Origin of the sequence: Agromyces chromiiresistens, from assembly GCF_029167465.1 — a bacterium.
In the GTDB taxonomy this organism is placed as follows: domain Bacteria; phylum Actinomycetota; class Actinomycetes; order Actinomycetales; family Microbacteriaceae; genus Agromyces; species Agromyces chromiiresistens.
The window spans coordinates 885,980-909,156 of sequence record NZ_JARFNL010000004.1 but is presented as its reverse complement, the minus strand read 5'-3'; the positions used below and the strand labels follow the sequence as shown (position 1 = coordinate 909,156).

Genomic DNA, 23,177 nt, shown 5'->3' with positions numbered 1-23,177 from the left:
CCTCACGATGAGGCGGAACCGGCACAGGTGGTCGGACCATGCCGGCGCCGACCTCGCGGGCCCACCGGGTCGGGAGCGGCGGCTCAGCGCGAGCGGGCGAGCACGGCGTGCAGCCGCGCCCGGCACTCCGCGACGAACTCGGGGAACGTCTCCCAGTAGTACGCGACGCCCGAGACGGCGACGCCGATCGCCCAGGCGCGGGCTCGCAGCCAGGTCGCCTCGTCGAGCTGCGCCGCCGCGAAGTAGGCGTCGCGGGCCTCGGCCGGCAGGTCCCAGACCGCCGCGTGCTCGGCGTCGGGTGCACCGACCGAGAGCGCGCCGAAGTCGATCACGGCGTGCAGGCGGCCGCCGCGCACGAGCAGGTTGCCCGGGCGCAGGTCGCCGTGCAGCCACACGGGGCCGGCCGTCGAATCGGGCAGCTCCACCGCCGCGCGCCACCATCGTTCGAGCAGGTCGATGTCGAGGTCGTGCCCGACGAGCGGTCGGCACTCGTCGAAGTAGCCGCCGATCCACCGGTCGGCATCGCGAAGGCTTCCGCCGCGGTACCAGCTGAGGTCGCCGTCTCGGGTGGCGCCCATCAGGTCGATCGCGTGCAGCTCGCGGACGAACGTCGCGAGGTCGGCGCCGAACGTCGCCCAGTCCTCGACGTTGTGCGCGTCGGGCACGGCGCCGTCGATCCAGCGCACGACGGCCCACTCAGACGGGTACTCGCCGCTCGGCTCACCCGCGTGCTCGGGCGACGGCACGCGAAGCGTCAGCCGCGGCGCGAGCCGCGGCACCCATTCCCGCTCCTTGCGCAGCGACGCCGCCTTGTCGCTCGTGCGAGGCATCCGCACCAGCAGGTCGTCGCCCAGGCGGAACATGCGGTTGTCGGTGCCGGCGCCCACCTCGACGATCGGCAGCTCGGCCCACGCGGGCCGGTCGCGGCGCAGCAGCGCAGCGACGAGCGCGGCGTCGATGTGCAGTTCGTCGTCGTGCAGGCGCATCCGCCCATTCTGCCGGTCAGCGCTCGTCACTCGGCGGCGCGGTCGCCTCGAACTCAGCGCAACGGCGCGTACTTCGCCGCGATGATGCCCGAGTCGTACACCTGCGTGTCGAGCAGTCGCAGGCCGACGGGATGCGGCGAGCGCAGCCGGTCCTCGGCGTTGCCGACGATGAACGGGTGGATCCCCGCGTGCACCTCGTCGACGAGCCCCGCATCGACGAGGGCGGCCGCGACATCGCCGTAGCCGTGCGAGATGATCGAGTCGTACCGGTCGAGGAGCCCGCGCACGTACTCGGCGACATCGCCCTCGATGAGGGTGCAGTTCCAGTCGAGCGGCTCGGTCAGCGTCGTCGACGCGACGTATTTCGGCAGCGCGTTGTAGTGCGCGGCGAATCCCCGTTCGTCGGTCTGCGCCGGCCAGTACTCGCGGAAGAACTCGTAGCTGCGTCGTCCGAGCAGCACGGCGTCGGCCCCGAACACGAGTTCGTCGCTCGCCCGCTGCAGCCCCGGATCGTTCTCGTCGAACCAGTGCTCCATCTGGTCGAAAGCCCCGTCGAGCGTCATTTCGAATGAGATCGTCACTTTGCCCATGCGCCCCAGCCTGCCCCGCACCCCGGTCGATGTCACGGACGGATGGCACTGAAGACCGCGAGATCCCGAACGCTGTGCCGCGCGCCGGTGCCGGGATGCCTCGGGCCCGCGCCCGAGGCATCCCGACGTATCATCCGGAATATCTCCCACACCGAGTCCGGCGAAGCCGTCACATTCGCACGAGGCATCCGGTCTCAGTCAGCGAGACGGCTGCAGTCCCACCCCTCCGACCGACGGGAGCCCGCATGGAGGCGAACCTCGACGACGCCCTGACCGCGTTCGAGCGCGTGCGCGGAAGGCTGTTCGGCATCGCCTACCGCATGCTCGGCAGCGCAAGCGAGGCCGAAGACCTCGTGCAGGACGCGTGGCTGCGCTGGCAGGGCACCGACCGCACGGTCGTCGACGATCCGGCGGCGTTCCTCGCGACCACGACGACGCGACTCGCGATCAACGCGCTGCAGTCGGCGCGCGCCCGCCGCGAGACCTACGTCGGGCCGTGGCTGCCCGAACCCGTCGACACGAGCGCCGATCCCACGCTCGGCGCGGAGCGTGCCGAGGCGCTCGGCTTCGCGGTGCTCGTCATGCTCGAGAGGCTCAGCCCGACCGAACGCGCCGCCTACGTGCTGCGCGAGGCGTTCGCGTACCCCTACGACCAGATCTGCGAGATCGTGCAGGTCTCGGAGGCTGCGGCGCGCCAGCTCGTGAGCCGGGCCCGCAAGCACCTCGCGGGCGACCGTCGCCGCGCGGTGCCGGCGTCGGAGCAGCGGCGGCTGCTCACCGCCTTCCTCGCCGCGGCGAAGACGGGCGACCTCGTCGCGCTCGAGCGACTGCTCGCCGAGGACGTCGTGTCGTACTCCGACGGCGGCGGAGTCGTGCGCGCATCGAAGGTGCCGGTCGTGGGGCGAGAGCGCGTGGCGAAGTTCGTGCGCGCGTTCCACGCCCATTTCTGGGACGGCGTCGACCTCACCGAGGCCGAGACGAACGGTCAGCCGTCGGTGCTGCTCTCGAAGGAGGGCGCGACGTTCGCCGTGATCACGATCGTCACGGGTCGCGACGGCATCGACCAGGTGCTCTGGATGATGAACCCGGACAAGCTCGGCGCGGTGGCTTCCCGTGCCGCCTCGTGAACCGGCCGTCCGGCTTCTCGCGGCGCTGCGAACGGGCGATGACGTCGCGCTGACGGCCTGCCTGCACCGCGACGTGCGGCTCGTCGTCGACACGGGCGACGAGACGGGCGGCGAACTCGTCGGGCGCGGCGGCGTGGTGCGCGCCCTCGTCGAGCGGCTGACGAACGGGGTGGATGCCTCGCTGGAGGCGTCGCAGGTCAACGGCTGCCCGGGACTCGTGCTGCGACAGGTCGACGGCGAAGTGATCGGCGTGCTCGGCGTCGACGGCGGCGACGCGATCGACGGGCTGTGGCTGTCGACGGCGCCGTCGAAGCTCGCCCACTGGAACGGCCGGCCGACGGTCCGGTGAACGGCGCGGTCGACGGCCGGCCGACGAGATCGACCGACTCCGTCGACTCCGTCACAACCGCGCGGCGTGTCCGGTCAGAGCTGTGTGAGGGCGGCGGATCGGCCGCAGCCCGGGACGGAAGGCACCAGTCATGAAGATCGTCGTCATCGGAGGAACGGGCCTCATCGGCTCGAAGGTGGTCGAACTGCTCGCCGAGCACGGACACGAAGCGGTCGCCGCCTCGCCAGGCACGGGCGTGAACACCATCACGGGCGAGGGCGTCGCCGCGGCGCTCGCCGGCGCCGATGTCGTGGTGGACGTCTCGAACTCGCCGTCGTTCGCCGACGACGACGTGCTCGCCTTCTTCACGACCTCGACGAGCACGCTGCTCGAGGCCGAGCGCCGAGCGGGCGTCGGCCACCACGTCGCGCTCTCGATCGTCGGCGCCGAGCGCCTGCCGCACAGCGGCTACCTGCGCGCCAAGGTGGCGCAGGAGCACCTCATCGAGGAGTCGGGACAGCCGTACTCGATCGTGCGGGCCACGCAGTTCTTCGAGTTCGCGACCCGCATCGCCGACGAGGCGACCGTCGACGGCGTCGCGACCCTGTCGACGGGGCTGATGCAGCCGATCGCCGCCGCCGACGTCTCAGCAGCGGTCGCCCGCGTCGCCGCAGGCGCACCGTTGAACGGCACCCTCGAGATCGGCGGGCCCGAGCGAATCGGCCAGGACGAGTTCGTCCGTGCCGGCCTCGCCGTGAAGGGCGACGCGCGCATCGTCGTCGGCGACCCCGAGGCGCCCTACTTCGGCACGAAGCTGCGCGGCACCGAGCTCGTGCCCGAGAGCCCCGGCGCACAGTTGTCGACCCTGACGTTCGCCGAGTGGCTCTCGGCCCAGGCGGATGCGCCGGCGCCCGCGAAGTAGCCGTCGGGCGCGCCGGCTGCGCCCGGACTCACCGATCCCGGCCCTCGTCGGCGCCCCCGGCGCCGTCGTTCTTCAGGAAGGCGAGCACCGCCGCCACCCGCCGGTGCACGCCGGACTCGGGCAACCGCAGCTTCGTGAAGATCGCGTTCACGTGCTTCTCGACGGTCGAGGTCGAGAGGAACAGCGACTGCTCGATGCCGGCGTTCGTCTTTCCCGCGGCCATCTCGCGGAGCACCTCGAGCTCACGGGCCGAGAGCCGCGCCAGCGGGCTCGATGCCCCTGACGCCGTGCGGCGGCGCACGAGGGTGTCGACGATCTGCGGGTCGATCACCGAACCGCCGGTGCACACCTCTCGGAGCGCGTGCACGAGGTCCTCGAGATCGCCGATGCGATCCTTCAGCAGGTAGCCGAGGCCGGCCGAGCCGTCGGCGAACAGGGCGAGCGCGTAGCTCTCGTCGGCGTGCTGCGAGAGCACGACCACCCCGGTCGAGGGCGACGACGCACGGATGGCGTGCGCGGCCTCGACGCCCTCCATGTGGTGGCTCGGCGGCATCCGGATGTCGGTGAGCACCGCATGCGGCGCGAGGCGGCGCACCGCATCGAGCAGCTCGGTGGCGTTGCCGACCGCGGCGACCACGTCGACCTCGCCCGAGTCCTCGAGCAGGCGCCGCAGTCCCTCGCGCACGAGGTAGTTGTCCTCGGCGATCACGACGCGCAGCACGCCCGGGTCATCCATGCACGCCTCCCTGCGCCGCGGGCGGCTCCTCGCCGGCCACCCCGTCGACCGGCAGCTCCACGAGCACGGTCGTGCCGGAGGGTTCGCGTGCCGACACGCGCACCGTCCCCCGGAGTGCGGCGACCCGGTCCCGGATGTTCGCGAGCCCGCCGTGCGACACCGGCTCGGCGCCGCCCGCCGGCGCCCCGATGCCGCGACCGTCGTCGCTGATCGAGATGCGCAGCTGCCCGTTCGACCGTGCGAGCACCACCGTCGCGTGCATCGCGTCGGCGTGCTTCGCCGTGTTCGCGAGCGCCTCGCGCACGACGTAGTAGGCGGTCGTCTCGACATCCTCGGGGTACCGCTCGGCGCGCACCGCGGCGTCGGCGTCGACCGAGAGCGCGATCGGGTACCGCGCGACACCCGACTCGACGGCGGCGACGAGCCCGTTGTCGCTCAGCACGGGCGGGTGGATCCCTTGCGCGAGCTCCCGCAGGTCGGTGAGCGTCTCGCGGGCCTGGTCCTGCAGTTCGGTGAGCTCGGCCGGGGTGAGTTGACCGCGCTCCAACCGGTTGCGGGCGAGGCGCAGCCCCGCGATCTGCGCCACCACGTTCTGCTGGATGCCGTCGTGCAGGTCGCGTTCGAGACGCCGGCGCTCGTCGTCTTGCGCAGCCACGAGCCGCTCCCTCGAGGCGGTCAGCTCTTCGAGCTGCGCCGCGAGCTGCGCCGTGAGGCGCACGTTCGCCACGGATGCCGCGGCCTGGCCGGCGACCGTGCGCAGCAGTGCGCGCTCGGCGTCGTTGTAGTCGCCGTGGTGTCGCGGCCCGACCTCGATGCTGCCGAGGGTCTCGTCGCCGCGGACGAGCTCGGCGGCGAGCGCCGGCGAGGCGGCTCCCCCGTCCTCGCCGGCGACGCCGAGCGGTTCCGCGTCGAGCCCGCCGTCGCCCGACGCGAGCCGGATGCGCACCCACGAGGCATCGAGGCCGTCGCGCACCGCCTCGGCGAGCCGGTTCAGGAGGTCGCGGGGCTCGCCCGCCTCCTCGAGGCGCGCACCCAGTTCGCTGAGCAGTTCGAACTGCCGCTCGCGGTCGCCGAAGAGCCGGCGGTGGATCCAGCGCTGCATCCACGTGCGCACCGGCAGCAGCGCGATCGCGACGAGAGCGGTGATGAGCACCGCGGGCACGACGCGCAGCCGACCCGACAGCAGGATCGCCGGCGTCGCGACCGCGATGCCGTAGAAGACCGTGATGAGCAGGTTCGACGAACGCGAGACGGCTCGCCCGCGGTCGTCGGGGGCGACGTCGAAGGCGCCGTAGCGGAAGATGCCGTGCACGGCGACGATCGGGATGGCGATGAGGGTCGCGTAGACGATCACCTCGCCGACTCCGGGCCACGGCAGCACCGGCCACAGGAGGAACGCCGCAGCCGAGGCCACGACGGTGATCGCCATCGATCGAGTGCGGGCACGCACCTCGGGCGCGCCGAACAGCGCACGCGAGCCGAGCACCGCGAGAGCGAGGAGAACCGCGGGCCACGACTGGACGAAGACCGCGTACACGAACGGCGCCGCCCACTCGAGCCACGGCACGGCGTACTGGTTCGGGATGCCGTCGCCCGAGATGCCGATGTAGGGCGACATCACGAGGTGCGGCGAGGTGAGCAGCGTCAGCGGCCCCACGAGCATCGGCATCCAGAGGAAGGCGACGACGACGCGCTGCCAGCGCCGCTCGGGCACGCCGTCGGGGAACGTCGCGAAGACGATGAGGAACGCCGACGTGGCGGCCGCGTCGGCCGTCAGGCCGATCATGTTGAAGAGCGGGAACCACGGCTCCACGATGAGCTCGATGTTGCGCTGCACGAACGTCTCGTAGGCCGAACCGACGAGGATGGCCGTCGCCGCGAGCGCGATGAGCACCGCCGTTCGCGACCTCGAGACGGTGAGCAGCCACAGGCCCAGCACGAAGAGCGGCACGGCTCCGAGGATGGGCCATGCGAGCCCGTGGTCGGCGTCGGCCTCGACGAAGCCGCGCTGCACGACGATGTAGACGAGCGCGGCGACCCCGATCGGGCCGAGCGTCGCGAGACAGACCCACCTGCGGTTCACGGTTCCATCGTCCTCCTGTCGGGCATCGCGCGGGAGGGGGCGGTCCGTACCCGCCCTTGGGGGCCAGCCTCCATCCGGCGTGCGGTGCACCGCCACGAGGCATCCGGCCCGCCGTGTTCCGGCGCCGACCGGACTCCGCGACCGTCGAAGGCGAGCGGATGCCGCGGACCGGCGCCGCACGAAGGAGAAGGCATCATGCGCAAGCTGTACTCGGGCCTCGCCTGGACCGTCGCGGGCGCCGTCGTCGTGCAGGCCGCGGCGATCGCGTTCGCGTTCGGCGGCATGCTCAATCTCATCGCCGAGGGCGGCGTCGTCGACAAGGCGCTGCTCGAGAGCTTCCAGGCCGGCGGCGTCGGCGAACTCGGCTTCATGATCCACGGGCTCGTCGGGGGCCTGCTGATCCCGCTCGTGGCGCTCGCCCTCGTGATCGTGTCGTTCTTCGTGCGCGTGCGCGGGGCGAAGCTGTGGGCGGCGCTCACGCTCGGGCTCGTGGCGCTGCAGGTGACGCTCGGCTTCGCGATCGTCGGCTCGCCCTACCTCGGACTCATCCACGGGGCGAACGCGCTCGCGATCGTGGTGGCGGCCTCCGTCGCCGCGCTGCGCGTGCGCCGGGCGCGGCTGGCCGATCGGGCGAGTGCCGACGCCGCGTCGGGGTCTCGCTCCGAGGGGGCGAGCACCGATGCCGTCGCGGCGTGACCTCCTGCGGTGCGCCGTCGTCGGCGTCGCGGTCGCGACCGCGCTCGGCGCCGGTGCGCTCGCGTGGAGCTCCACGCTGCTGGGCGAGTATTCCGTCATGGGCATGGGCTCGGGAGGTACGACCGGCGGAGCCGGGCACGCGGGCCACGGCGGGCAGGGCGCCGCGGCGGGCGGCGCCGCCGAGGCATCCGGCCTGCTCGACACCGTGAGCGTGACCGACCTCGCCGCCGACCCCGACCGCCCGGCCGACGTGCGCGTCGAACTCGTCGCCCGGCAGGGCACCGTCGACGTGCCCGGCGGCCGGTCGATCGAGGGCTACACGGTGAACGGCACGTCACCGGGGCCCGAGATCCGCGCCAGGCAGGGCGACCTCGTCGAGGTCGTGCTCGTCAACGAGTCGGTGGCCGACGGCGCGACGCTGCACTGGCACGGCATCGACGTGCCGAACGCCGCCGACGGCGTCGCGGGCATCACGCAGGACGCCGTGCCCGTCGGTGGCCGCCACGTCTACCGGTTCGTCGCGGCCGACGCCGGCACCTATTGGTACCACTCGCACCAGGTGTCGCACGTGCAGGTCGAGCGGGGACTGCTCGGCGCGATCGTGATCGAACCGGCCGAGCCGGACGGGCGGATCGCCGCGCCGACCGACGGCTCGCCGCTCGACGTCACCGCGCTGCTGCACATCTACGGCGGCCAGCACACCCTGAACGGCCGCGTCGCCGACGAGCGCGTCTCGGCGCCGCCCGGTTCGACGGTGCGGGTGCGCGTCGTGAACACCGACCAGGGCACCGCCGCCGTGTGGGCGGGAGCACGGTTCCGCGTCGTCGCCGTCGACGGCCACGACGTGCACGAGCCCGGCGAGATCGAGGGGCAGCGCGTGCTCGTACCGGCGGGCGGCAGGGTGGATGTCGCGGTGCGGGCGCCCGACCGCGGCGCTGTGCGGCTGCACGTGGGCGGCGCCCGCAGCATCGTCATCGGCGACGCGTCCGCCGAGGCATCCGCCCCGCCGGTTCGCCAGCCGTCGACGAGCCTCGACCTGCTCGCCTACGGAACGCCGGAGCCGCTCACCTTCGACGCGGCCTCGCCCGACCGCAGCTTCGACTACGTGATCTCACGCCGCTTCGGCATCATCGACGGCCGCCCGGGCAACTTCTGGACGATCAACGGCCGCATGTTCCCCGACGTGCCCATGTTCGAGGTCGCCGAGGGCGACGTCGTCGCGATGCACGTCCGCAACGACTCGGGCGACGTGCACCCCATGCACCTGCACGGCCACCACGTCGTCGTGCTCGCGCGCGACGGGGTCGCCGCCTCGGGCAGCCCGTGGGTCGTCGACACCCTCGACGTGCACCCCGGCGAGACGTACGACCTCGCCTTCGTCGCCGACAACCCCGGCATCTGGAGCGACCACTGCCACACGCTCCCCCACGCGGTCGACGGGCTCGTCGCGCATGTCATGTACGAGGGCGTCACGACGCCGTTCACGATCAACGGCGAGGCGGGCAACCGGCCCGAGTGACCGCGGGCGCGCTTCTCGCGTGCCCCGGGTGCCGGGCGGCGGCGGGCGGCGCCTGGCGGCGGGCGGCGAAACCGTTGCGTGTCGCGGCCGACATCGCGGGCGTGCCCCGGTCGACGGCCGCGGGCGCCGTGGGTTGCCGGCCCTACAGCGCTCCGGTCGCGGGCTTCTCGACGACGCGCCCGCCGCCCTCGAACACGAGCAGGCGGTCGGCGAGCTTGTCGACGAAGAACCGGTCGTGCGACACCACGACCACGGCGCCCGGGAAGTGCGTGAGCGCGCGCTCCATCACCTGCGTCGAGGTGATGTCGAGGTGGTTCGTCGGCTCGTCGAGCACGATCACGGCCGCACCCGAGAGCAGGCACTGGGCGATCGCCACGCGCGCCCGCTGGCCGCCCGAGAGGTTGCCGATCTTCTGCTGCAGGTCGGCGTCGGAGAACTGCAGCATCGCGAGGAACCGGGCGACGCTCTTCTTCGTCGCCGTGAACGCGAGCGAGTCGGGGTAGGCGTTCACGGCGTGGCCCACGGTGTCGGTCAGGTCGAGCTCGGCGTAGACCCGGTTGTACGACACGAACCGCGCGCCCTTCGCCCAGCGCACCGAGCCCGCGTCGGCCGCGGCATCCTCGGTGAGCACGTCGAGCAGGGTCGACTTGCCCGAGCCGTTCGAGCCGATGATCGCGACCCGGTCGCCGCGTTGCAGGTCGAACGACACGCCCTCGAAGAGCGGGTCGCCGCCGAAGCCCTTCGTCAGCCCGGTCACGGTGAGCAGGTCGTTCGAGACCTTGAGCCCGTCGTAGATCGAGGTGATGATCTGGTCGATGGGGCGGGGCGCCTGCCGCTTCTTGATGTCGGCGAGCCGGCGCGCGACGGCGTTCGATGGGTTGCGCGCCGCCTCGCGACGGGCGGACGCGGCGGCCTGCTCGTACGCGAGCAGCTCCTCTTCGTGCGCGAACTGCTTCTCGAGCATCTTGAGCCGCGACTGCTTGGCGTGCACGTAGGCCGAGTAGTCGCCCTCGTACTCCTGCAGTCGATAGTTCTCGATCTCAATGATTCGGTCGACGACGCCGTCGAGGAACTGCCGGTCGTGCGACACGACGAGCACGGCGCCCGCGAACGTCTGCAGCCAGTTCTCGACCCACTTGACACCGTCGAGGTCGAGGAAGTTCGTCGGCTCGTCGAGCAGCAGCACGTCGGGCGCCTGCACGAGGATGAGCGCGAGCGCCGCCCGGTTTCGCCATCCGCCCGAGAGCCGATCGACCGGCAGGGCGCGCCGCTCGTCGTCGAAGCCGAGCCGGGTGAGCACCGTGTCGATCGTGGTCTCGTAGGTCCAGCCGCCGATGTGGTCCATGCGCTCGAACAGCTCGCCCTGCTCGGTGAGGAGGCGCGTCATCTCGTCGTCGCCCATGGGCTCGGCGAGCGCGAGCCCGATCTCGTCGAGACGGGCCTGCGTCTCGTGCACGTCGGCGAAGTGGGCGCTCAGGGTCTGCTGGATGCTCTGCTCGCCGTCGAGCTCGGAGAACTGCGAGAAGTACCCGATCGTCGTGCCGAGCGTGACGTCGCGCGTGCCGCCCGACGGCTCGCGGCGGCCGAGCACGACCTCGAGCAGGCTCGACTTGCCGGTGCCGTTCTTGCCGATGAGCCCGACGCGGTCGCCCTTCTTGAGCTTCAGGAACGCCTCTTTCAGCACGGGCCGCCCGTCGAACTCGATGCTCACGTCGTTCAGGCGGATCAGGCTCACGAGGGTCCTCGGTTTCGGGGGTCGGGGTGCGTTCGGCGCGCTGCGGCCGAATGGCGAGACGGATGCCTCGAGCCGGCGTCGAGTCTACCGACGGTGCCTGCGCGCCCCGGATGTTCCGACGACTCGCGTCGACCGTTCGTCAACGTGCGAACGCGGCGTTGCGGGTCCAACTTTCGATGGTCGTCTGAGTCCCACGCCGTGTGCAGCGCCGGCTTCGCGCCGCGTTGGCTAGCGTGAGCGGTGGCGGCCGCCCGGCCGCAGGCGGGAGTCGGGGATGAACGTCGGCGACGTGCTGCTCAACGTGGCGCTCATGGTCGCGCTCACGCTGCTGTTCCTGGCCGTGCTGACCGCGTTCGTCCGGCGCGTGCTCGGTGTGCGCGTCGGCATCGTGCGCATCGTGATCGCCGGCTTCGTCGGCCTCGCCGCCGAGGTCGGGTTCGAGTCGCAGGTCGTCTGGGGCAAGCAGGACTACAGTGCCGCGCTCCTGCCGGTGCAGCTCGGCATCGTCATGTTCGCGGCGGTCGCGTTCCTGGTGATCGCCGAGATCATCGTGCCGCCCGGATCCATCCAGCGGCCTGACCAGTGGCTGCCGTCGTTGCGGCGCAGCGCCGCGCGCACCCGCCGCTACACCGAGATCTCGCGCATCGCCGTTCGACATGGACTCGTGCCGTTCCGGCCCAACGCCGAGCCGACGGCCGCCGGCCACGCCGAGCGCACCCGGCAGGCCATCGCCCTTCGGGCCGCGCTCGAAGACGCCGGTGGCGCGTTCGTGAAGCTCGGCCAGGTGCTCTCGACGCGCAGCGACGTACTGCCGCCCGAGTTCGTCGCCGAGCTCAGCCGGCTGCAGCAGCGGGTGCCCCCGGCCGAATGGGCCGAGGTGCGCGCCCTGCTCGAGGCCGAACTGCCGCGGCCGATGGGCGACGTGTTCGGTGCCTTCGACGAGACCCCGCTCGCCGCGGCATCCATCGGGCAGGTGCACCGGGCGACGCTCGCGTCGGGCGAGCCCGTCGCCGTGAAGGTGCAGCGTCCTGGCATCGTGCCGCTCGTCGACCGCGACCTCGACATCGTGCTGCGCCTCGCCGACCAGCTCGACCGGTCGACGGAGTGGGGCCGGTCGCTCGGCGTACGCGGGCTCGCCGAGGCCTTCGCCGCGAACCTCCGCGAGGAGCTCGACTACCGCATCGAGGCGGCGAACATGGCGGCGATGCGCGCGACGCTCGCGACGCATCCGGCGCGGGAGCGCGTCAGCGTGCCCCGCCACCACGCCGAGCTCAGCGGTGAGCGCGTGCTCGTGATGGACCTCGTCGAAGGCCGCACGCTCAGCGATCCGGCTGCCCTGCAGGGACGCTCCGGCGACGAGCGCGCCGAACTGGCCGACCGTCTCTTCTCCTCGGCCATGACGCAGATCATCGACGACGGCGTCTTCCACGCCGACCTGCACCCCGGCAACATCGTGATCGTCGACTCGGGCGAGATCGTGCTGCTCGACTTCGGTTCGATCGGGCGGCTCGACTCCGAACTCCGGCGCCAGATCGGCGAAGTGCTGCTCGCGTTCTACCGCGGCGACGCCCGCAGCTTCGGCGACGCACTGATCGGGCTGGTCGAGCTCCCCGACGACCTCGACGAGGTCGCCCTGCGCCGGCGGATCGGGGCGTTCATGTCGCGCCGGCTCGGCCCGGGCGGCACGGTCGATGCCACCGTCGTGACCGAGATGGTGCGACTTCTCGCCGAGAACCGCATCGCGGTGCCCGGCGATCTCGCCGCAGCGTTCCGCGCCATCGGCACGCTCGAGGGGACGCTCCGCCTCGTGAAGCCCGGGTTCGACCTGCTCACCGAGGCGGAGGGCTTCGCCAAGACCCGGGTCGCCGAGGCGACGCGCCCGTCGGCGCTCTTCTCGACCGCCGTCGACGAGATCGGCGGCCTGCTGCCGATGCTGCGCCGCATGCCCCGGCGCGCCGACCGCATCAGCGCGGCGCTCGCCGACGGACGCCTCTCGTTCAACGTGCGCCTGTTCGCCGACCGTCGCGACCGCTCGCTCGTGCGCGATCTCGTGAACCTCGTCGCCGTCGCGTTCCTCGCGGGGGTGTTCGGCATCATGGCGGCGATGCTGCTCGTCAGCGAGGGCGGGCCGGCGGTCGCGCCCGACTTCACGCTCTACCAGCTCTTCGGCTACCTCCTCGTGATCGTCTCGGGGCTGCTGACGCTCAAGGTGCTGTTCGACGTCTTCCGGCGGCGCACGCCCTGAGCGACGTCGATCGGCGGGGTCGGCGTGGAAGGATCGAACGCATGCCGACGCCCACCCCGATCGACCTCGACAGCTGGCCCCGCCGCGAGGCCTTCGAGCACTACCGGCACCGCGTGCCCTGCACCTACGCGATGACGGTCGAGATCGACGTCACCGCGCTCGTCGCGGCGCTCCGCGCCTCGTCGCGCAAGACCTATCCGGCGCAGATCTGGGCGATCGCGAACGTCGTCAACCGGCATCCCGAGTTCCGCATGACGCTCACCGACGACGGGGCACCCGCGACGTGGCCGGTCGTGCAGCCCGCGTTCACGGTGTTCAACCCCGAGCGCGAGACCTTCGCCGCGGTGTCGGTGCCGTACGACGCCGACTTCGCGCGGTTCCACGACGCGGCGGCCGAGGTGCTCGCGAGTGCGTCGTCGGCGACCGAGATGTTCCCGCAGGGCGGCCTGCCCGCGAACGGCTTCGACGTCTCGAGCATCCCGTGGGCGAGCTTCACCGGGTTCACGCTCCAGCTCGACGGCGGCTCGAACCACTTCGCGCCGATCTTCACGCTCGGCCGGTACGTCGAGCGCGACGGGCGCACGCTGCTGCCGCTGGCGGTGCAGATCCACCACGCGTCGGCCGACGGATTCCACACCGCGCGCCTCGTCGGCGAACTCGAGCAGCTGTTCGCCGACCCGTCGTGGGTCACCGCCTGAGCACGTCGCTCAGGCGGCGTCGAACGTCACGCGGGGTTCGAGCCCGAGGAAGGCGGCGTAGCGCGCGGCAGCGTCGTCGATCGCCTGCCGCTCGCGCGCGTCGAGCGCCCGATGCGGCCGCAGCGCGAAGGTGACCGCCTTCGCCGTGACCGTGCGCTTCATCGCCGCGACGAGCTGGGCGTCGACGAGGGCCATGCCGATCGCCGTCTCGCGCTCGCGCGGCACGACCCCCTCGGAGTCGATGACCCAACGCGAGTCCTGGTAGCCGCGGTACATCTCGTCGAGCACCTGCAGCAGGTGGCCGGCCGGTACGAGCGCCCCCGCGGGCGGACCGCCGGGTGCGTGCCAGAAGGTGCGCCCGTCGTGCTCGAACGACTCGAGCCGGTCGGCGGCAGCGGCGATGCCGCGGCGCGCGTCGGTGACGGTGAGCGTCGCCCAGTACGCGAGATCGCGCTCGGTCGCCGGGCCGTGGGACGTGCAGTAACGCAGCGCGAGTTCGGCGAGCGCCTCGTCGCGATCGAACGGACGCGCGGGCGGCACCCGCTCGCTCATGAGCGCGTACGTGTGCTCGCCGTCGCGCGGCGCACCGCTGCAGACGAGCCCGAGCATCTCGAGCTTGCCGACGACGAGCATGAGCTGCTGCCCCGTGAGCTCGGTTCCGCGTTCGGCGAGCGCGGCGCCGAGGTCGGCCCTGGTGCGATCGGATGCCTCGCCGAGCACCCGCTCGATCGTGTCGGCGATCGCCGTCATGCGATCGGCCACCTGCGTCAGCTGCTGGTCGAACACCGGCAGCACCCGCGGCGCCGTCAGCTCGAGGAGCCAGCGCACGTCGTCGGCGTGCACGTAGTGCCAGGTCGGCCGCAGCACATGGGTGCGGATGACGCGCCCCGACGCGAGCGCATCGGCGAGGTCGGCGGCCTCGGGCGCCGAGGTGCGCGTCGCGACCGCCCACGCCGACTGCGAGGCGTTCTCGGCCTGCAGGGCGAGCAGCGATCGCACGACCTGCTCGGCGTCGTCGCGGGGCGTGGCGAGCGACTGCGATCGCAGCCTCCAGCGGGCGATGTCGCGATCGGTCATCATCTCTCGAGCGTAGGGCGAGCCGCCGTCATCCCGGCAGGCGGAAACCGTTGCGACCGCAACCGGTGCGCTGCCAACATGGGCTGACCGCAGAACGGAGTCCGATGACCGACGCAGCCGCGCCCGCGAACGCACCGACGTCGCCGCCCACCCGGCAGTCCGAGCCGCCGAGGTGGGCGATGCTGCTGCTCCGGGTTCGCGGGCTGCTGCTGAGCGGCGCGTTCGCCGCGATCGTCTACGGCGCGCTCACGCACGCGAGCCGCAGCGCCTGCCCGACGCAGACCGGCGACGTCTCCGCCGCGCAGTGCCAGACGTACACGCTCGGTCCGAGCTGGATCGTGGTCGCCGCGATGGCCGTCGCCTTCTTCGTCGGGCTCGGGGCCGCCGCGCGGCGTCCCGATCCGCTCGCCGCGCTGCGCTCGCTCGACCGCACCCGGGTGGTCATCATCTCGATCGCGCTCGGCTCGATCGTCATCAGCCTGGTGTGGTTCTGGATGCTGCCGGTGCAGCAGGTGCTCGACCAGGGCGGCAGCCTCTGGTTCCCCTTCCCGTTCGGTGCGGTGACGAGCGACTTCACCACGATGGGCTGACGCGCCGATCGTCACCGCGACGACGACAGGACGCGCCCGCTGGCGCCCAGCGCGAGCCTTCGGGGCATGAACCCGACGAGCCTGCTGGTCAGCGCGTTGGCCCGGCCCGAGACGACGCTCGCGGGAGTGCGGCGCCGGTCGAGGCGACGCAGGGCGAGCGAGACGACCTGCTCGGTCGTGCGGAAGCGGCCGACCGCCGCGTTCTCGGTGCCCACGACGTCGAAGAACTCGGTCCGCGTGGCTCCGGGGCTCAGCGCGAGCACGCGCAGGCCGGAGCTCCTCGTCTCGTACGCGAGCGCCTCGGTGAAGCTCAGCACGAAGGCCTTCGACGCCCCGTAGACCGCCATGTTCGGGCACGGCTGGTACGCCGCGGTGCTCGCGATGTTCACGAGCGCACCGCGTCCGTCGCGCACCATGTCGGGCAGGAACTCGCGGGTGATCGACACGAGCGCGGCGACGTTCACCTGGACGAGCTCGGCGATGCGCGAGGCATCCGCCTCGGCGAAGGCGCCCTTCATGCCGAAGCCGGCGTTGTTGACGAGCGTCTGGACGCGGATGCCCCGCCCCTCGAGTTCGGCCCGCAGCGTCGACGCGACGTCGGGTCGCGCGAGGTCGAGCGCGATCGGCGTCGCCGTCACGCCGTGCTCGTGCTCGATGCGCCGGGCGAGGTCGCGCAGCCGGTCGTCGCGGCGGGCGACCAGTACGACGTCGGCGCCGCGGCGGGCGAGTTGCGTCGCGAACTCGGAGCCGAGGCCCGAGCTCGCGCCGGTGATGAGAGCGGTGGTTCCGCTGAAGTCGGTGGTCATAACCGCAAATGTAGACAGTGCCAGCATTGTTGTCAATGCCTACTTTCGGATAGGGTGCAGGGGTGACCGAACGCGCTTACCACCACGGCAACCTGCGCCAGGAGCTCCTCACCCGCGCTTGGGAGACGATCGACGCCGACGGCCTCGACGCCCTCTCGCTCCGGCAGCTCGCGCGCGACGTCGGCGTCAGCCACGGGGCATCCGCCCGCCATTTCGCCGACCGCACCGCCCTGCTCGACGCGATCGCCGTCACCGGCTTCGAGCGCATGAACACGGCGCTCGAGGCCGCCGTCGCGACCGAGCCGGGCTTCGACGGACGGCTGCGCGCGGCCGGCCTCGCCTACATCGGCTTCGCGGTCGAGCACCCGGCGATCCTCGACCTCATGTACAAGGCGAAGCACCACCCCGACGCCTCCCCCCGACTGCTCGAGGTCAGCCGCGCGAGCATGGCCGCGGTCGTGGCGCTCGTCACCGAGGCACAGGCGAAGGGCGAGATCCGCGAGGGCGACGTGGAGCGCCAGGCGCTGGTCGTCTTCGCCGCGGTGCACGGCGTCGCCGCGCTCGCGACCGACGACCTGCTCGACGGCGTCGCCTGGCAGGACGCAGCCGACGCGACGATCGCGGTCGTGCTCGGGGCATTCACCGCCGCATGAGCCGACCGAGCCCCACGCGAATACTCTGGGACGCTTGACTGGGACGATCGACCCACAATACGCTGCGTGCCATCGAGCAAGGAGGCTCACATGGCGCACCACGTTCACTCGAGATCCGCCGCAACACCGCTCGCCGACCGTCGGCGACGACGCTCCATCCGCTCCATCCTCGGCATCGCCGCGATCGGCGCACTGCTCATCACCATCCCCGTCGCTCCGGCGGAAGCCGCCGAGAACTGGTGGGATGCCCCCGCCCGCCCGGCCGTCGACGTCGAGCTCAACGTCACCGGGGCTCCGATCACCGGCGCACCCGGCGGCGAAGTGCGCGGCTTCATCGACTCGCACACCCACCTCAACTCCAACGAGGGCTTCGGCGGCCGCATGATCTGCGGCGCCCCGTTCTCGCCGAACGGCGTCGCCGACGCCCTGAAGGACTGCCCCGAGCACTACCCCGACGGCAGCGGCGCCCTCTTCGAGAACCTCACGAGCGACCCCGACGGCCACCACGACCCGGTCGGCTGGCCGACGTTCGAGGACTGGCCGAAGACCACCTCGATGAGCCACCAGGCCTCGTACTACGCCTGGATCGAGCGCTCGTGGCGAGCAGGCCAGCGCGTGCTCGTCAACGACCTCGTCACGAACGGCGTGATCTGCTCGCTGCCGATCATGCCGAAGGACCGCTCGTGCGACGAGATGGGCGCGATCCGCCTCGAAGCGCAGAAGGTGCGCGAGATGGAGTCGTACATCGACGGCATCTACGGCGGCCCCGGCAAGGGCTTCTTCCGCATCGTGACGACCCCCGACGAGGCGCGGGAGGTCATCGAGAGCGGCCGGCTCGCCGTCGTCATCGGCGTCGAGATGAGTGAGCCGTTCGGCTGCAAGATGATCCTCGACGTCGCGCAGTGCTCGAAGGCCGACATCGATCGCGGCCTCGACGAGTTCAAGGCGATGGGCGTGTCGAGCATGTTCCTCTGCCACAAGTTCGACAACGCGCTCTGCGGCGTGCGCTTCGACACCGGCACGCAGGGCACGATCATCAACGTCGGACAGTTCTACTCGACCGGCACGTACTGGCAGACCGAAGCCTGCACCGGGCCCGCGCACGACAACCCGATCGGCAACGCCGAGGTGCCCGAGGAGCTGCCCGGCGCCGACCCGCCCACCTACCCGTCGGGGGCGCAGTGCAACACCCGCGGCCTCACCTCGCTCGGCGAGTACGCCCTGCGCGCGGCGATGTCGCGCAGCATGATGATCGAGCTCGATCACATGAGCGTGAAGGCCGCGGGCCGTGCCCTCGACATCCTCGAGGCCGAGGACTACCCGGGCGTGCTCTCGAGCCACAGCTGGATGGACGACACCTGGACCGAGCGCCTCTACCGCCTCGGCGGCTTCAAGACTGGCTACCCGCATGCGGCCGAGGGCTTCCTCGGCGAATGGCGCGCGAGCGCCGCGCTGCGCGAGCAGTACGGCAAGGGCTACGGTTTCGGCCTCGACTTCAACGGCGTCGGCAGCCACCCGGCGGGAGGAACCGCGCCCGTGCCGGTCTCGTACCCGTTCACCGCGGCCGACGGCCGCACCACGGTCGACCGGCAGGTGAGCGGCGAGCGCACGTTCGACATCAACACCGACGGGTTCGCGCACTCGGGCCTCACCCCCGACTACATCGAGCAGCTGCGGCTCGCCGGCGGCGGGCAGGCCCTCGTCGACGACCTCATGTCGGGCGCCGAGTCGTACCTGCAGACCTGGCAGGCGACGCTCGACCACGAGAGCACGCAGAATCTCGCCACCGGCAAGCCGGCGACGGCGAGCTCGAGCGAGTGGAACCCGTTCACGAGCTACGCCCCCGGGCGCGCAGTCGACGGCAAGGGCAGCACCCGCTGGGCGAGCGGCAACTGGGGCGTGAACCCGCAGTGGTTGCGCGTCGACCTCGGCGAGTCGCTGCCGATCAGCCGGGTCACGGTGAACTGGGAGCGTTCGGCCGCGAAGAAGTACGACGTGCAGCTCTCCGACGACGGCCAGAACTGGCGCACGGCGTGGTCGACGACGTCGGGCGACGGCGGACTCGACACGGCCGCCTTCGCACCGACGAGCGCCAGGTACGTGCGCGTGCTGTGCACCGAGCGTACGACCGACTACGGCTACTCGATCTGGGAACTCGGCGTGTTCGGCGGGTGATGCGGGGCCGTGCCGCGGCTCAGCGTCAGCCCGGATGCCTCGGCACGGCCACCCCCGTAGGCTCGCGCCCATGAACGCCCGGGCGCCGGCCACCGCCTCGCACGCGTACCTCGTCGCGCTCGCCGACGGCGGCGGCACCGTTCCGGTCGAGCTCGGGGTCGTGCGCCGACTCGTCGAGCGCGGGCACCGCGTCACCGCGATCGTCGACGCGAGCATGCTCGAGGTGGCCCGCGGCACCGGCGCCGACGTCCGCACCTGGAGCGCCGCGCCCGCCCGCGTGTACCGCGACTGGGCGATCCGCAATCCATTCGAGATGGCGCGCGGCATGGCCGAGCACTACCTCGCCGGCCCGGCGGCCGGCCAGGCCGACGACATCGTCGCGGCCATCGACGCGGCGCGCCCCGACCTCGTCGTCACCACGTTCTTCACGGTCGGCGCGATGATCGGCGCCGAGGCTCGAGGCATCCCGTTCGACGTGCTCATGCCGAACATCTACATCGCGCCCGCTCCGGGGCGCCCGCCGGGCGGTGCCGGCCTGAAGCCGATGACCGGCCCGCTCGGCGGCCTGCGCGACCGGGTGGCGTCGAGCGGCACGACGCGGCTCCTCGACCGCTACACGCTCGCGACGCTCAACGACGTGCGTGCGGTCCACGGCCTCGCCCCGATCGGCACCACGTGGGACCAGCTGCACCGCGCGCGACGCGAGCTCGTGCTGACCACGGCCGAGTTCGACTTCGCCGGTGCGTTCGGCCCGAACGTGCGGTTCGTCGGCCCCGTGCTCGATGATCCCGCCTGGGCGGCGGACCCCGAGTGGACGCCGCCGCCCGGTGACGCGCCGCTCGTGCTCGTCGCGATGTCGTCGACCTTCCAGAACCAGGCCGACTGCCTGCAGCGCATCGTCGACGCGCTCGGCGCGCTGCCCGTGCGGGGGCTCGTGACGACGGGGCCCTCGATCGAGCCCGGTGAGCTCCGGGCTCCCGAGAACGTCGTCGTCGAGGCATCCGCCCCGCACGCCGCGGCGATGCACGCCGCGAGCGTCGTCGTGACGCACGGCGGGCACGGCACCGTCATGAAGGCGCTCGCGGCGGGCCGCCCGCTCGTGATCCTGCACCACGGACGAGATCAGGTCGACAACGCCGTACGGGTCACGGAGCGGGGCGCCGGCCTCGCCGTGCCGCGTCGCGCCGCGTCGCCGCGCATCGCGAGGGCGGTCGCCGAGGTGCTGGGCGACGGGCGCTTCCGACTCGCGGCCGAGCGGCTGGGCGCCTCGATCCGGCGGGATGCCTCGAGCGGCGCGCTGCTCGACGAACTCGAGCGAGTCGACTCGGCGGGCGCGGGCACGGTCTCGACCACGCCCGACGGTTCGCCGACCCGGGAATACCCGGGGGCATCTGCGAGAAGCCGGAGAGCCGTCACAGCCCCTCCGCGATCTCCTTGATCGCGGCCAGGCGGCGCTCCCACTCGCGCCCCACCGCGTCGAGGCGTGCCGCCGTGGCGCTGAGCGACGCTCCGAGCACGCGGTAGCGCACCTCGCGCCCGACGCGCACGGGCTCGACCACCCCGACCTCCTGCAGCACGGCGAGGTGCTTCGCGATCGCCTGCCGCGACACCGGCAGGCGCACGGCGAGGGCCGACGCCGAGGCATCCCCCTCGCCGAGTGCCGCGAGGATGCTCCAGCGCGTCTCGTCGCCGAGCGCCGCGAACACGGGAACCAGCGTCGCAGTGCTCATGCGTCGCCCTCGAGCAGGGCGACGAGCTTGTCGAGTTCGGAGACCCAGCCCTCGGCGTGGTCGGCCATGTTCGCCGCCGGGTCGCTCGTGCGGTCGAACCCGGTCTCGACGACCGTGAGCTCGGTGCCGTCGTCGACCTCGTCGAGGGTGAACGTGAAGACGGTCGTGGTCGTCTCGTCGATCGCGCCGCCCGCACGGCGCACCGCGTCGTCGTTGCCCCAGCGGTACGCCACGCTGCGCGGGGCGTCGATCGCCTCGACGCGGATCGGAATCACGCCGTACCCCTCGAACGTCATCGTTCCGGTCGCGCCGGTACCGGCGCCGTCGAGCACCGTCTGCCCGAACCACCGCGAGATGTGCTCGGGCTCGGTGACCGCGCGCCACACCTTCTCGATCGGTGCGGCGATGCGGATCGTGCGTCGCACCGTGAATGCGCCCTCGTCGACGACGGATGCCTCGTTGCGGGTCTGACTCACCATGGTCGCGCTCCTTCCAGCGGATGCTGCAGTGGATGTCTCGGCGATCGATCGATCACCTGCAACTTCATAGTTGCACAAGGTGGATCGGAGCGCAACCCCACGATTGCATGTCGCCGACGGTTCAGCCCATGCGCAGCACGACGCTCCCACGCTTGTGCCCGCCGTCGACGTAGCGGTGGGCCTCGACGATCTCGTCGAGCGCGTACGTGCGATCGATGACGGGGCGCAGCGCGCCCGTCTCGGCGAGGGCGACGAGCCGCTCCATGCCGTCGGCGCCCAGCTCGCCGCCGCGATGGTCGACGACGAGCCCGCTCCGGCGCGCCTGCCGACCCGCCCTCAGCATGCCGGCCAGGTCGGTGATCACGAGCAGCAGCGCGCCGCCGGGACGCAGCAGGTGCGCGACGCGGCCGAACGGCGCGTTGCCGACGCATTCGACGATCACGTCGTAGCGTGCCGGCCCGCCCGACGCGGCCCCCGAGTCGACGTCGCCCGCCGCGAAGTCCTCGCGGGTGTGGTCGACGACGCGAGACGCCCCGAGCGAACGCACGAGCTCGGCGTTGCGTCCGCTCGTGACCGCCGTGACCCGGGCCCCGCGCGCCGCCGCGAGCTGCACGACCGCCGAGCCGACCGCGCCGGAGGCGCCGTTCACGAGCACCTCGCTGCCCGGCCCGATCGCGACGCGGTCGAGGTAGCGGAGCGCCGTGTGTCCGCCGAACACGATGGCGACGGCCTCTTCGAACGAGAGGTTCGCGGGCTTGCGGGCGACCTCGCCGTCGGCCGCGATCGTGACGTACTCGGCGTGGCACCCCATGCGCGAGCCGCGCATGACGACGACCTCGTCGCCGACGGCGAATCGCACGACCCCCGCGCCGACCGCCTCGACGACGCCGGCGGCATCCATGCCGAGCACGCGCAGCCGTGGTCGGAAGAGCCCGATCGTCGGCGCCACGACGAGCGCGAGCCCGCGCGGCACCCGGCGGGTGCGCAGGCGGTGGTCGGCGATGCTCACGGTCGACGCCCGTACGCGCACGAGCAGCTCCCCCGGCCCCGGCTCGGGGCGAGGCACGTCGACGACGCGCGCGACCTCGGGCGCGCCGAAGCGGTCGATACGAGCGACCCGCATGGCGCCGCGAGTGGCGGCGGGTGCGTCGGACGTCGATCCCTGGCGTGATGCGGTGGACATGATGCGCTCCCTTACGTCGTAAGTCGTACGTCGTAAGATACGCCGTCACGGAGCCTACGTCCAGACCCTCCAGCCGATCACCTGACGTTGTACGGTGAACTATGGCCAGAACCGCGACGCGCAGCCCGCTCAGCCGTGAGCGCGTGCTGCAGACCGCGCTGCGCCTCGCCGACCGCGACGGCCTCGACGCCCTCACGATGCGCGCCCTCGCCGACGAGCTCGACGTCGAGGCGATGTCGATCTACTACCACCTGCCCAACAAGCACGCGATCCTCGACGGACTCGTCGAGCAGGTGTTCGCCGAGGTCGAGGTCGAGATCGGCGGCTTCGCACCGCCGACCGAGCTGGACGCCGCGGACTGGCCGACCGCGCTCCGCTCGCGGATCCTCGGTGCGAGGCGCGTGCTGCTTCGGCATCCCTGGGCGCCGAACCTCATGAACACGCGCGGTGCCCCGGGCGTGCTCGCCGTGCGGTACGCCGACGGCGTCGTCGGCATCATGCGGGCCGGCGGGCTCTCGCACGACCTCATCCACCACGGACTGCATGCGATCGGCAGCCGCATGTACGGCTACGTGCAGGAGCTCAACGACGACAACTCGGCCGACCCGCCCGGCGACCCCGCCGAGTTCGCCGCGCTGGCCCCGCACCTCGCCGCGATGCTCGCCGACGTCGTGCACGACGACCCCGACTCGACCCTCGGCTGGTGCGACGACCAGACCGAGTTCGAGTTCGGGCTCGACCTGCTGCTCGAGGGCCTCGAACGCCGTCGGGCGGCCGAGGCGTCCACGGCCTAGCCGCCACCCCCGGTATCGCGACCGA

22 protein-coding genes are annotated in these 23,177 nt (G+C 72.2%); 12 read left to right on the top strand and 10 right to left on the bottom strand.

The window, feature by feature from the left end:
* Positions 1–83 precede the first annotated feature (83 nt).
* Together PX701_RS11560 and PX701_RS11555 are read right to left on the bottom strand one after the other, a co-directional pair.
* On the bottom strand, positions 84–986 hold the full coding sequence (locus tag PX701_RS11560; protein WP_275506350.1) for an aminoglycoside phosphotransferase family protein: 903 nt from the start codon (positions 984–986) through the stop codon (positions 84–86).
* A gap of 53 nt (positions 987–1,039) precedes the next feature.
* Positions 1,040–1,576, bottom strand: a complete 537-nt coding sequence (locus PX701_RS11555) for a dihydrofolate reductase family protein (protein WP_231431940.1) — start codon at positions 1,574–1,576, stop codon at positions 1,040–1,042.
* Positions 1,577–1,821: 245 nt separating this feature from the next.
* Here PX701_RS11555 and PX701_RS11550 point away from each other — a divergent pair, with 245 nt between their 5' ends.
* The 3 genes from PX701_RS11550 (at position 1,822) to PX701_RS11540 (ending at position 3,953) form a co-directional block, all read left to right on the top strand.
* Positions 1,822–2,703 carry an RNA polymerase sigma-70 factor gene (locus PX701_RS11550; RefSeq protein WP_275506349.1) on the top strand — a complete coding sequence of 294 codons (882 nt, stop codon included), beginning with the start codon at positions 1,822–1,824 and terminating at the stop codon, positions 2,701–2,703.
* Entirely contained in the window at positions 2,690–3,052 is a 363-nt protein-coding gene (locus PX701_RS11545) for a sigma-70 family RNA polymerase sigma factor family protein (protein ID WP_275506348.1), read from the top strand. The genes PX701_RS11550 and PX701_RS11545 overlap by 14 nt, the downstream gene beginning before the upstream one ends.
* A gap of 130 nt (positions 3,053–3,182) precedes the next feature.
* Complete coding sequence (locus PX701_RS11540; RefSeq protein WP_275506347.1) at positions 3,183–3,953, top strand: SDR family oxidoreductase; 771 nt, start codon at positions 3,183–3,185, stop codon at positions 3,951–3,953.
* A gap of 28 nt (positions 3,954–3,981) precedes the next feature.
* On the opposite strand, the gene PX701_RS11535 is transcribed toward PX701_RS11540, so the two are convergent.
* Positions 3,982–4,689, bottom strand: coding sequence for a response regulator transcription factor (locus tag PX701_RS11535; protein ID WP_275506346.1), 708 nt, complete (start codon positions 4,687–4,689; stop codon positions 3,982–3,984).
* Positions 4,682–6,772, bottom strand: a complete 2,091-nt coding sequence (locus PX701_RS11530; RefSeq protein WP_275506345.1) for an ATP-binding protein — start codon at positions 6,770–6,772, stop codon at positions 4,682–4,684. Before PX701_RS11530 ends, PX701_RS11535 begins: the two co-directional genes overlap by 8 nt.
* Positions 6,773–6,967: 195 nt before the next feature.
* Here PX701_RS11530 and PX701_RS11525 point away from each other — a divergent pair, with 195 nt between their 5' ends.
* Entirely contained in the window at positions 6,968–7,468 is a 501-nt protein-coding gene (locus PX701_RS11525) for a hypothetical protein (protein WP_231431946.1), read from the top strand.
* On the top strand, positions 7,452–8,987 hold the full coding sequence (locus PX701_RS11520; RefSeq protein ID WP_275506344.1) for a multicopper oxidase family protein: 1,536 nt from the start codon (positions 7,452–7,454) through the stop codon (positions 8,985–8,987). The genes PX701_RS11525 and PX701_RS11520 overlap by 17 nt, the downstream gene beginning before the upstream one ends.
* Positions 8,988–9,129: 142 nt before the next feature.
* Here PX701_RS11520 and PX701_RS11515 read toward each other — a convergent pair whose 3' ends face one another.
* Entirely contained in the window at positions 9,130–10,722 is a 1,593-nt protein-coding gene (locus PX701_RS11515) for an ABC-F family ATP-binding cassette domain-containing protein (protein ID WP_275506343.1), read from the bottom strand.
* A 274-nt stretch (positions 10,723–10,996) separates the two neighbouring features.
* Here PX701_RS11515 and PX701_RS11510 point away from each other — a divergent pair, with 274 nt between their 5' ends.
* Both PX701_RS11510 and PX701_RS11505 read left to right on the top strand, forming a co-directional pair.
* Complete coding sequence (locus tag PX701_RS11510) at positions 10,997–12,967, top strand: ABC1 kinase family protein (RefSeq protein ID WP_275506342.1); 1,971 nt, start codon at positions 10,997–10,999, stop codon at positions 12,965–12,967.
* 41 nt (positions 12,968–13,008) lie between these two features.
* On the top strand, positions 13,009–13,665 hold the full coding sequence (locus PX701_RS11505; protein WP_275506341.1) for a CatA-like O-acetyltransferase: 657 nt from the start codon (positions 13,009–13,011) through the stop codon (positions 13,663–13,665).
* A gap of 9 nt (positions 13,666–13,674) precedes the next feature.
* Here PX701_RS11505 and PX701_RS11500 read toward each other — a convergent pair whose 3' ends face one another.
* Positions 13,675–14,745 carry a winged helix DNA-binding domain-containing protein gene (locus PX701_RS11500; RefSeq protein ID WP_275506340.1) on the bottom strand — a complete coding sequence of 357 codons (1,071 nt, stop codon included), beginning with the start codon at positions 14,743–14,745 and terminating at the stop codon, positions 13,675–13,677.
* Between the two features lie 101 nt (positions 14,746–14,846).
* On the opposite strand from PX701_RS11500, the gene PX701_RS11495 reads away from it, so the two are divergent.
* Complete coding sequence (locus tag PX701_RS11495; RefSeq protein ID WP_275506339.1) at positions 14,847–15,332, top strand: hypothetical protein; 486 nt, start codon at positions 14,847–14,849, stop codon at positions 15,330–15,332.
* 11 nt (positions 15,333–15,343) lie between these two features.
* On the opposite strand, the gene PX701_RS11490 is transcribed toward PX701_RS11495, so the two are convergent.
* Positions 15,344–16,138: an SDR family NAD(P)-dependent oxidoreductase gene (locus tag PX701_RS11490; RefSeq protein ID WP_275506338.1), complete on the bottom strand. Its 795-nt coding sequence runs from the start codon at positions 16,136–16,138 to the stop codon at positions 15,344–15,346.
* Positions 16,139–16,200: 62 nt separating this feature from the next.
* Between PX701_RS11490 and PX701_RS11485 the strand changes: the two genes are divergently transcribed.
* The 3 genes from PX701_RS11485 (at position 16,201) to PX701_RS11475 (ending at position 20,404) form a co-directional block, all read left to right on the top strand.
* Positions 16,201–16,791, top strand: coding sequence for a TetR/AcrR family transcriptional regulator (locus PX701_RS11485; protein ID WP_275506337.1), 591 nt, complete (start codon positions 16,201–16,203; stop codon positions 16,789–16,791).
* Between the two features lie 90 nt (positions 16,792–16,881).
* Entirely contained in the window at positions 16,882–18,966 is a 2,085-nt protein-coding gene (locus PX701_RS11480) for a galactose-binding domain-containing protein (RefSeq protein WP_231431955.1), read from the top strand.
* Positions 18,967–19,036: 70 nt separating this feature from the next.
* Complete coding sequence (locus PX701_RS11475; RefSeq protein WP_275506336.1) at positions 19,037–20,404, top strand: glycosyltransferase; 1,368 nt, start codon at positions 19,037–19,039, stop codon at positions 20,402–20,404.
* Here the strand turns inward: PX701_RS11475 and PX701_RS11470 are convergent.
* The 3 genes from PX701_RS11470 to PX701_RS11460 form a co-directional block, all read right to left on the bottom strand.
* Positions 20,379–20,696, bottom strand: coding sequence for an ArsR/SmtB family transcription factor (locus PX701_RS11470; protein WP_275506335.1), 318 nt, complete (start codon positions 20,694–20,696; stop codon positions 20,379–20,381). The genes PX701_RS11475 and PX701_RS11470 overlap by 26 nt on opposite strands.
* Positions 20,693–21,175: an SRPBCC domain-containing protein gene (locus PX701_RS11465; protein ID WP_231431958.1), complete on the bottom strand. Its 483-nt coding sequence runs from the start codon at positions 21,173–21,175 to the stop codon at positions 20,693–20,695. The genes PX701_RS11470 and PX701_RS11465 overlap by 4 nt, the downstream gene beginning before the upstream one ends.
* Before the next feature lie 121 nt (positions 21,176–21,296).
* Positions 21,297–22,358, bottom strand: a complete 1,062-nt coding sequence (locus PX701_RS11460; RefSeq protein ID WP_275506334.1) for an NAD(P)-dependent alcohol dehydrogenase — start codon at positions 22,356–22,358, stop codon at positions 21,297–21,299.
* A gap of 101 nt (positions 22,359–22,459) precedes the next feature.
* Here PX701_RS11460 and PX701_RS11455 point away from each other — a divergent pair, with 101 nt between their 5' ends.
* Positions 22,460–23,152: a TetR/AcrR family transcriptional regulator gene (locus PX701_RS11455; protein ID WP_231431960.1), complete on the top strand. Its 693-nt coding sequence runs from the start codon at positions 22,460–22,462 to the stop codon at positions 23,150–23,152.
* The last annotated feature ends 25 nt before the right edge of the window (positions 23,153–23,177 follow it).

What these genes read in the sequence shown, in the direction of transcription:
- PX701_RS11535 (WP_275506346.1), bottom strand. Translation starts at nt 4,689, where the DNA reads ATGGATGACCCGGGCGTGCTGCGCGTCGTGATCGCCGAGGACAACTAC.
- PX701_RS11480 (WP_231431955.1), top strand. Translation starts at nt 16,882, where the DNA reads ATGGCGCACCACGTTCACTCGAGATCCGCCGCAACACCGCTCGCCGAC.
- PX701_RS11470 (WP_275506335.1), bottom strand. Translation starts at nt 20,696, where the DNA reads ATGAGCACTGCGACGCTGGTTCCCGTGTTCGCGGCGCTCGGCGACGAG.
- PX701_RS11455 (WP_231431960.1), top strand. Translation starts at nt 22,460, where the DNA reads ATGGCCAGAACCGCGACGCGCAGCCCGCTCAGCCGTGAGCGCGTGCTG.
- PX701_RS11540 (WP_275506347.1), top strand. Translation starts at nt 3,183, where the DNA reads ATGAAGATCGTCGTCATCGGAGGAACGGGCCTCATCGGCTCGAAGGTG.
- PX701_RS11500 (WP_275506340.1), bottom strand. Translation starts at nt 14,745, where the DNA reads ATGATGACCGATCGCGACATCGCCCGCTGGAGGCTGCGATCGCAGTCG.
- PX701_RS11490 (WP_275506338.1), bottom strand. Translation starts at nt 16,138, where the DNA reads ATGACCACCGACTTCAGCGGAACCACCGCTCTCATCACCGGCGCGAGC.
- PX701_RS11525 (WP_231431946.1), top strand. Translation starts at nt 6,968, where the DNA reads ATGCGCAAGCTGTACTCGGGCCTCGCCTGGACCGTCGCGGGCGCCGTC.
- PX701_RS11495 (WP_275506339.1), top strand. Translation starts at nt 14,847, where the DNA reads ATGACCGACGCAGCCGCGCCCGCGAACGCACCGACGTCGCCGCCCACC.
- PX701_RS11465 (WP_231431958.1), bottom strand. Translation starts at nt 21,175, where the DNA reads ATGGTGAGTCAGACCCGCAACGAGGCATCCGTCGTCGACGAGGGCGCA.
- PX701_RS11555 (WP_231431940.1), bottom strand. Translation starts at nt 1,576, where the DNA reads ATGGGCAAAGTGACGATCTCATTCGAAATGACGCTCGACGGGGCTTTC.
- PX701_RS11475 (WP_275506336.1), top strand. Translation starts at nt 19,037, where the DNA reads ATGAACGCCCGGGCGCCGGCCACCGCCTCGCACGCGTACCTCGTCGCG.
- PX701_RS11505 (WP_275506341.1), top strand. Translation starts at nt 13,009, where the DNA reads ATGCCGACGCCCACCCCGATCGACCTCGACAGCTGGCCCCGCCGCGAG.
- PX701_RS11510 (WP_275506342.1), top strand. Translation starts at nt 10,997, where the DNA reads ATGAACGTCGGCGACGTGCTGCTCAACGTGGCGCTCATGGTCGCGCTC.
- PX701_RS11460 (WP_275506334.1), bottom strand. Translation starts at nt 22,358, where the DNA reads ATGTCCACCGCATCACGCCAGGGATCGACGTCCGACGCACCCGCCGCC.
- PX701_RS11520 (WP_275506344.1), top strand. Translation starts at nt 7,452, where the DNA reads ATGCCGTCGCGGCGTGACCTCCTGCGGTGCGCCGTCGTCGGCGTCGCG.
- PX701_RS11550 (WP_275506349.1), top strand. Translation starts at nt 1,822, where the DNA reads ATGGAGGCGAACCTCGACGACGCCCTGACCGCGTTCGAGCGCGTGCGC.
- PX701_RS11560 (WP_275506350.1), bottom strand. Translation starts at nt 986, where the DNA reads ATGCGCCTGCACGACGACGAACTGCACATCGACGCCGCGCTCGTCGCT.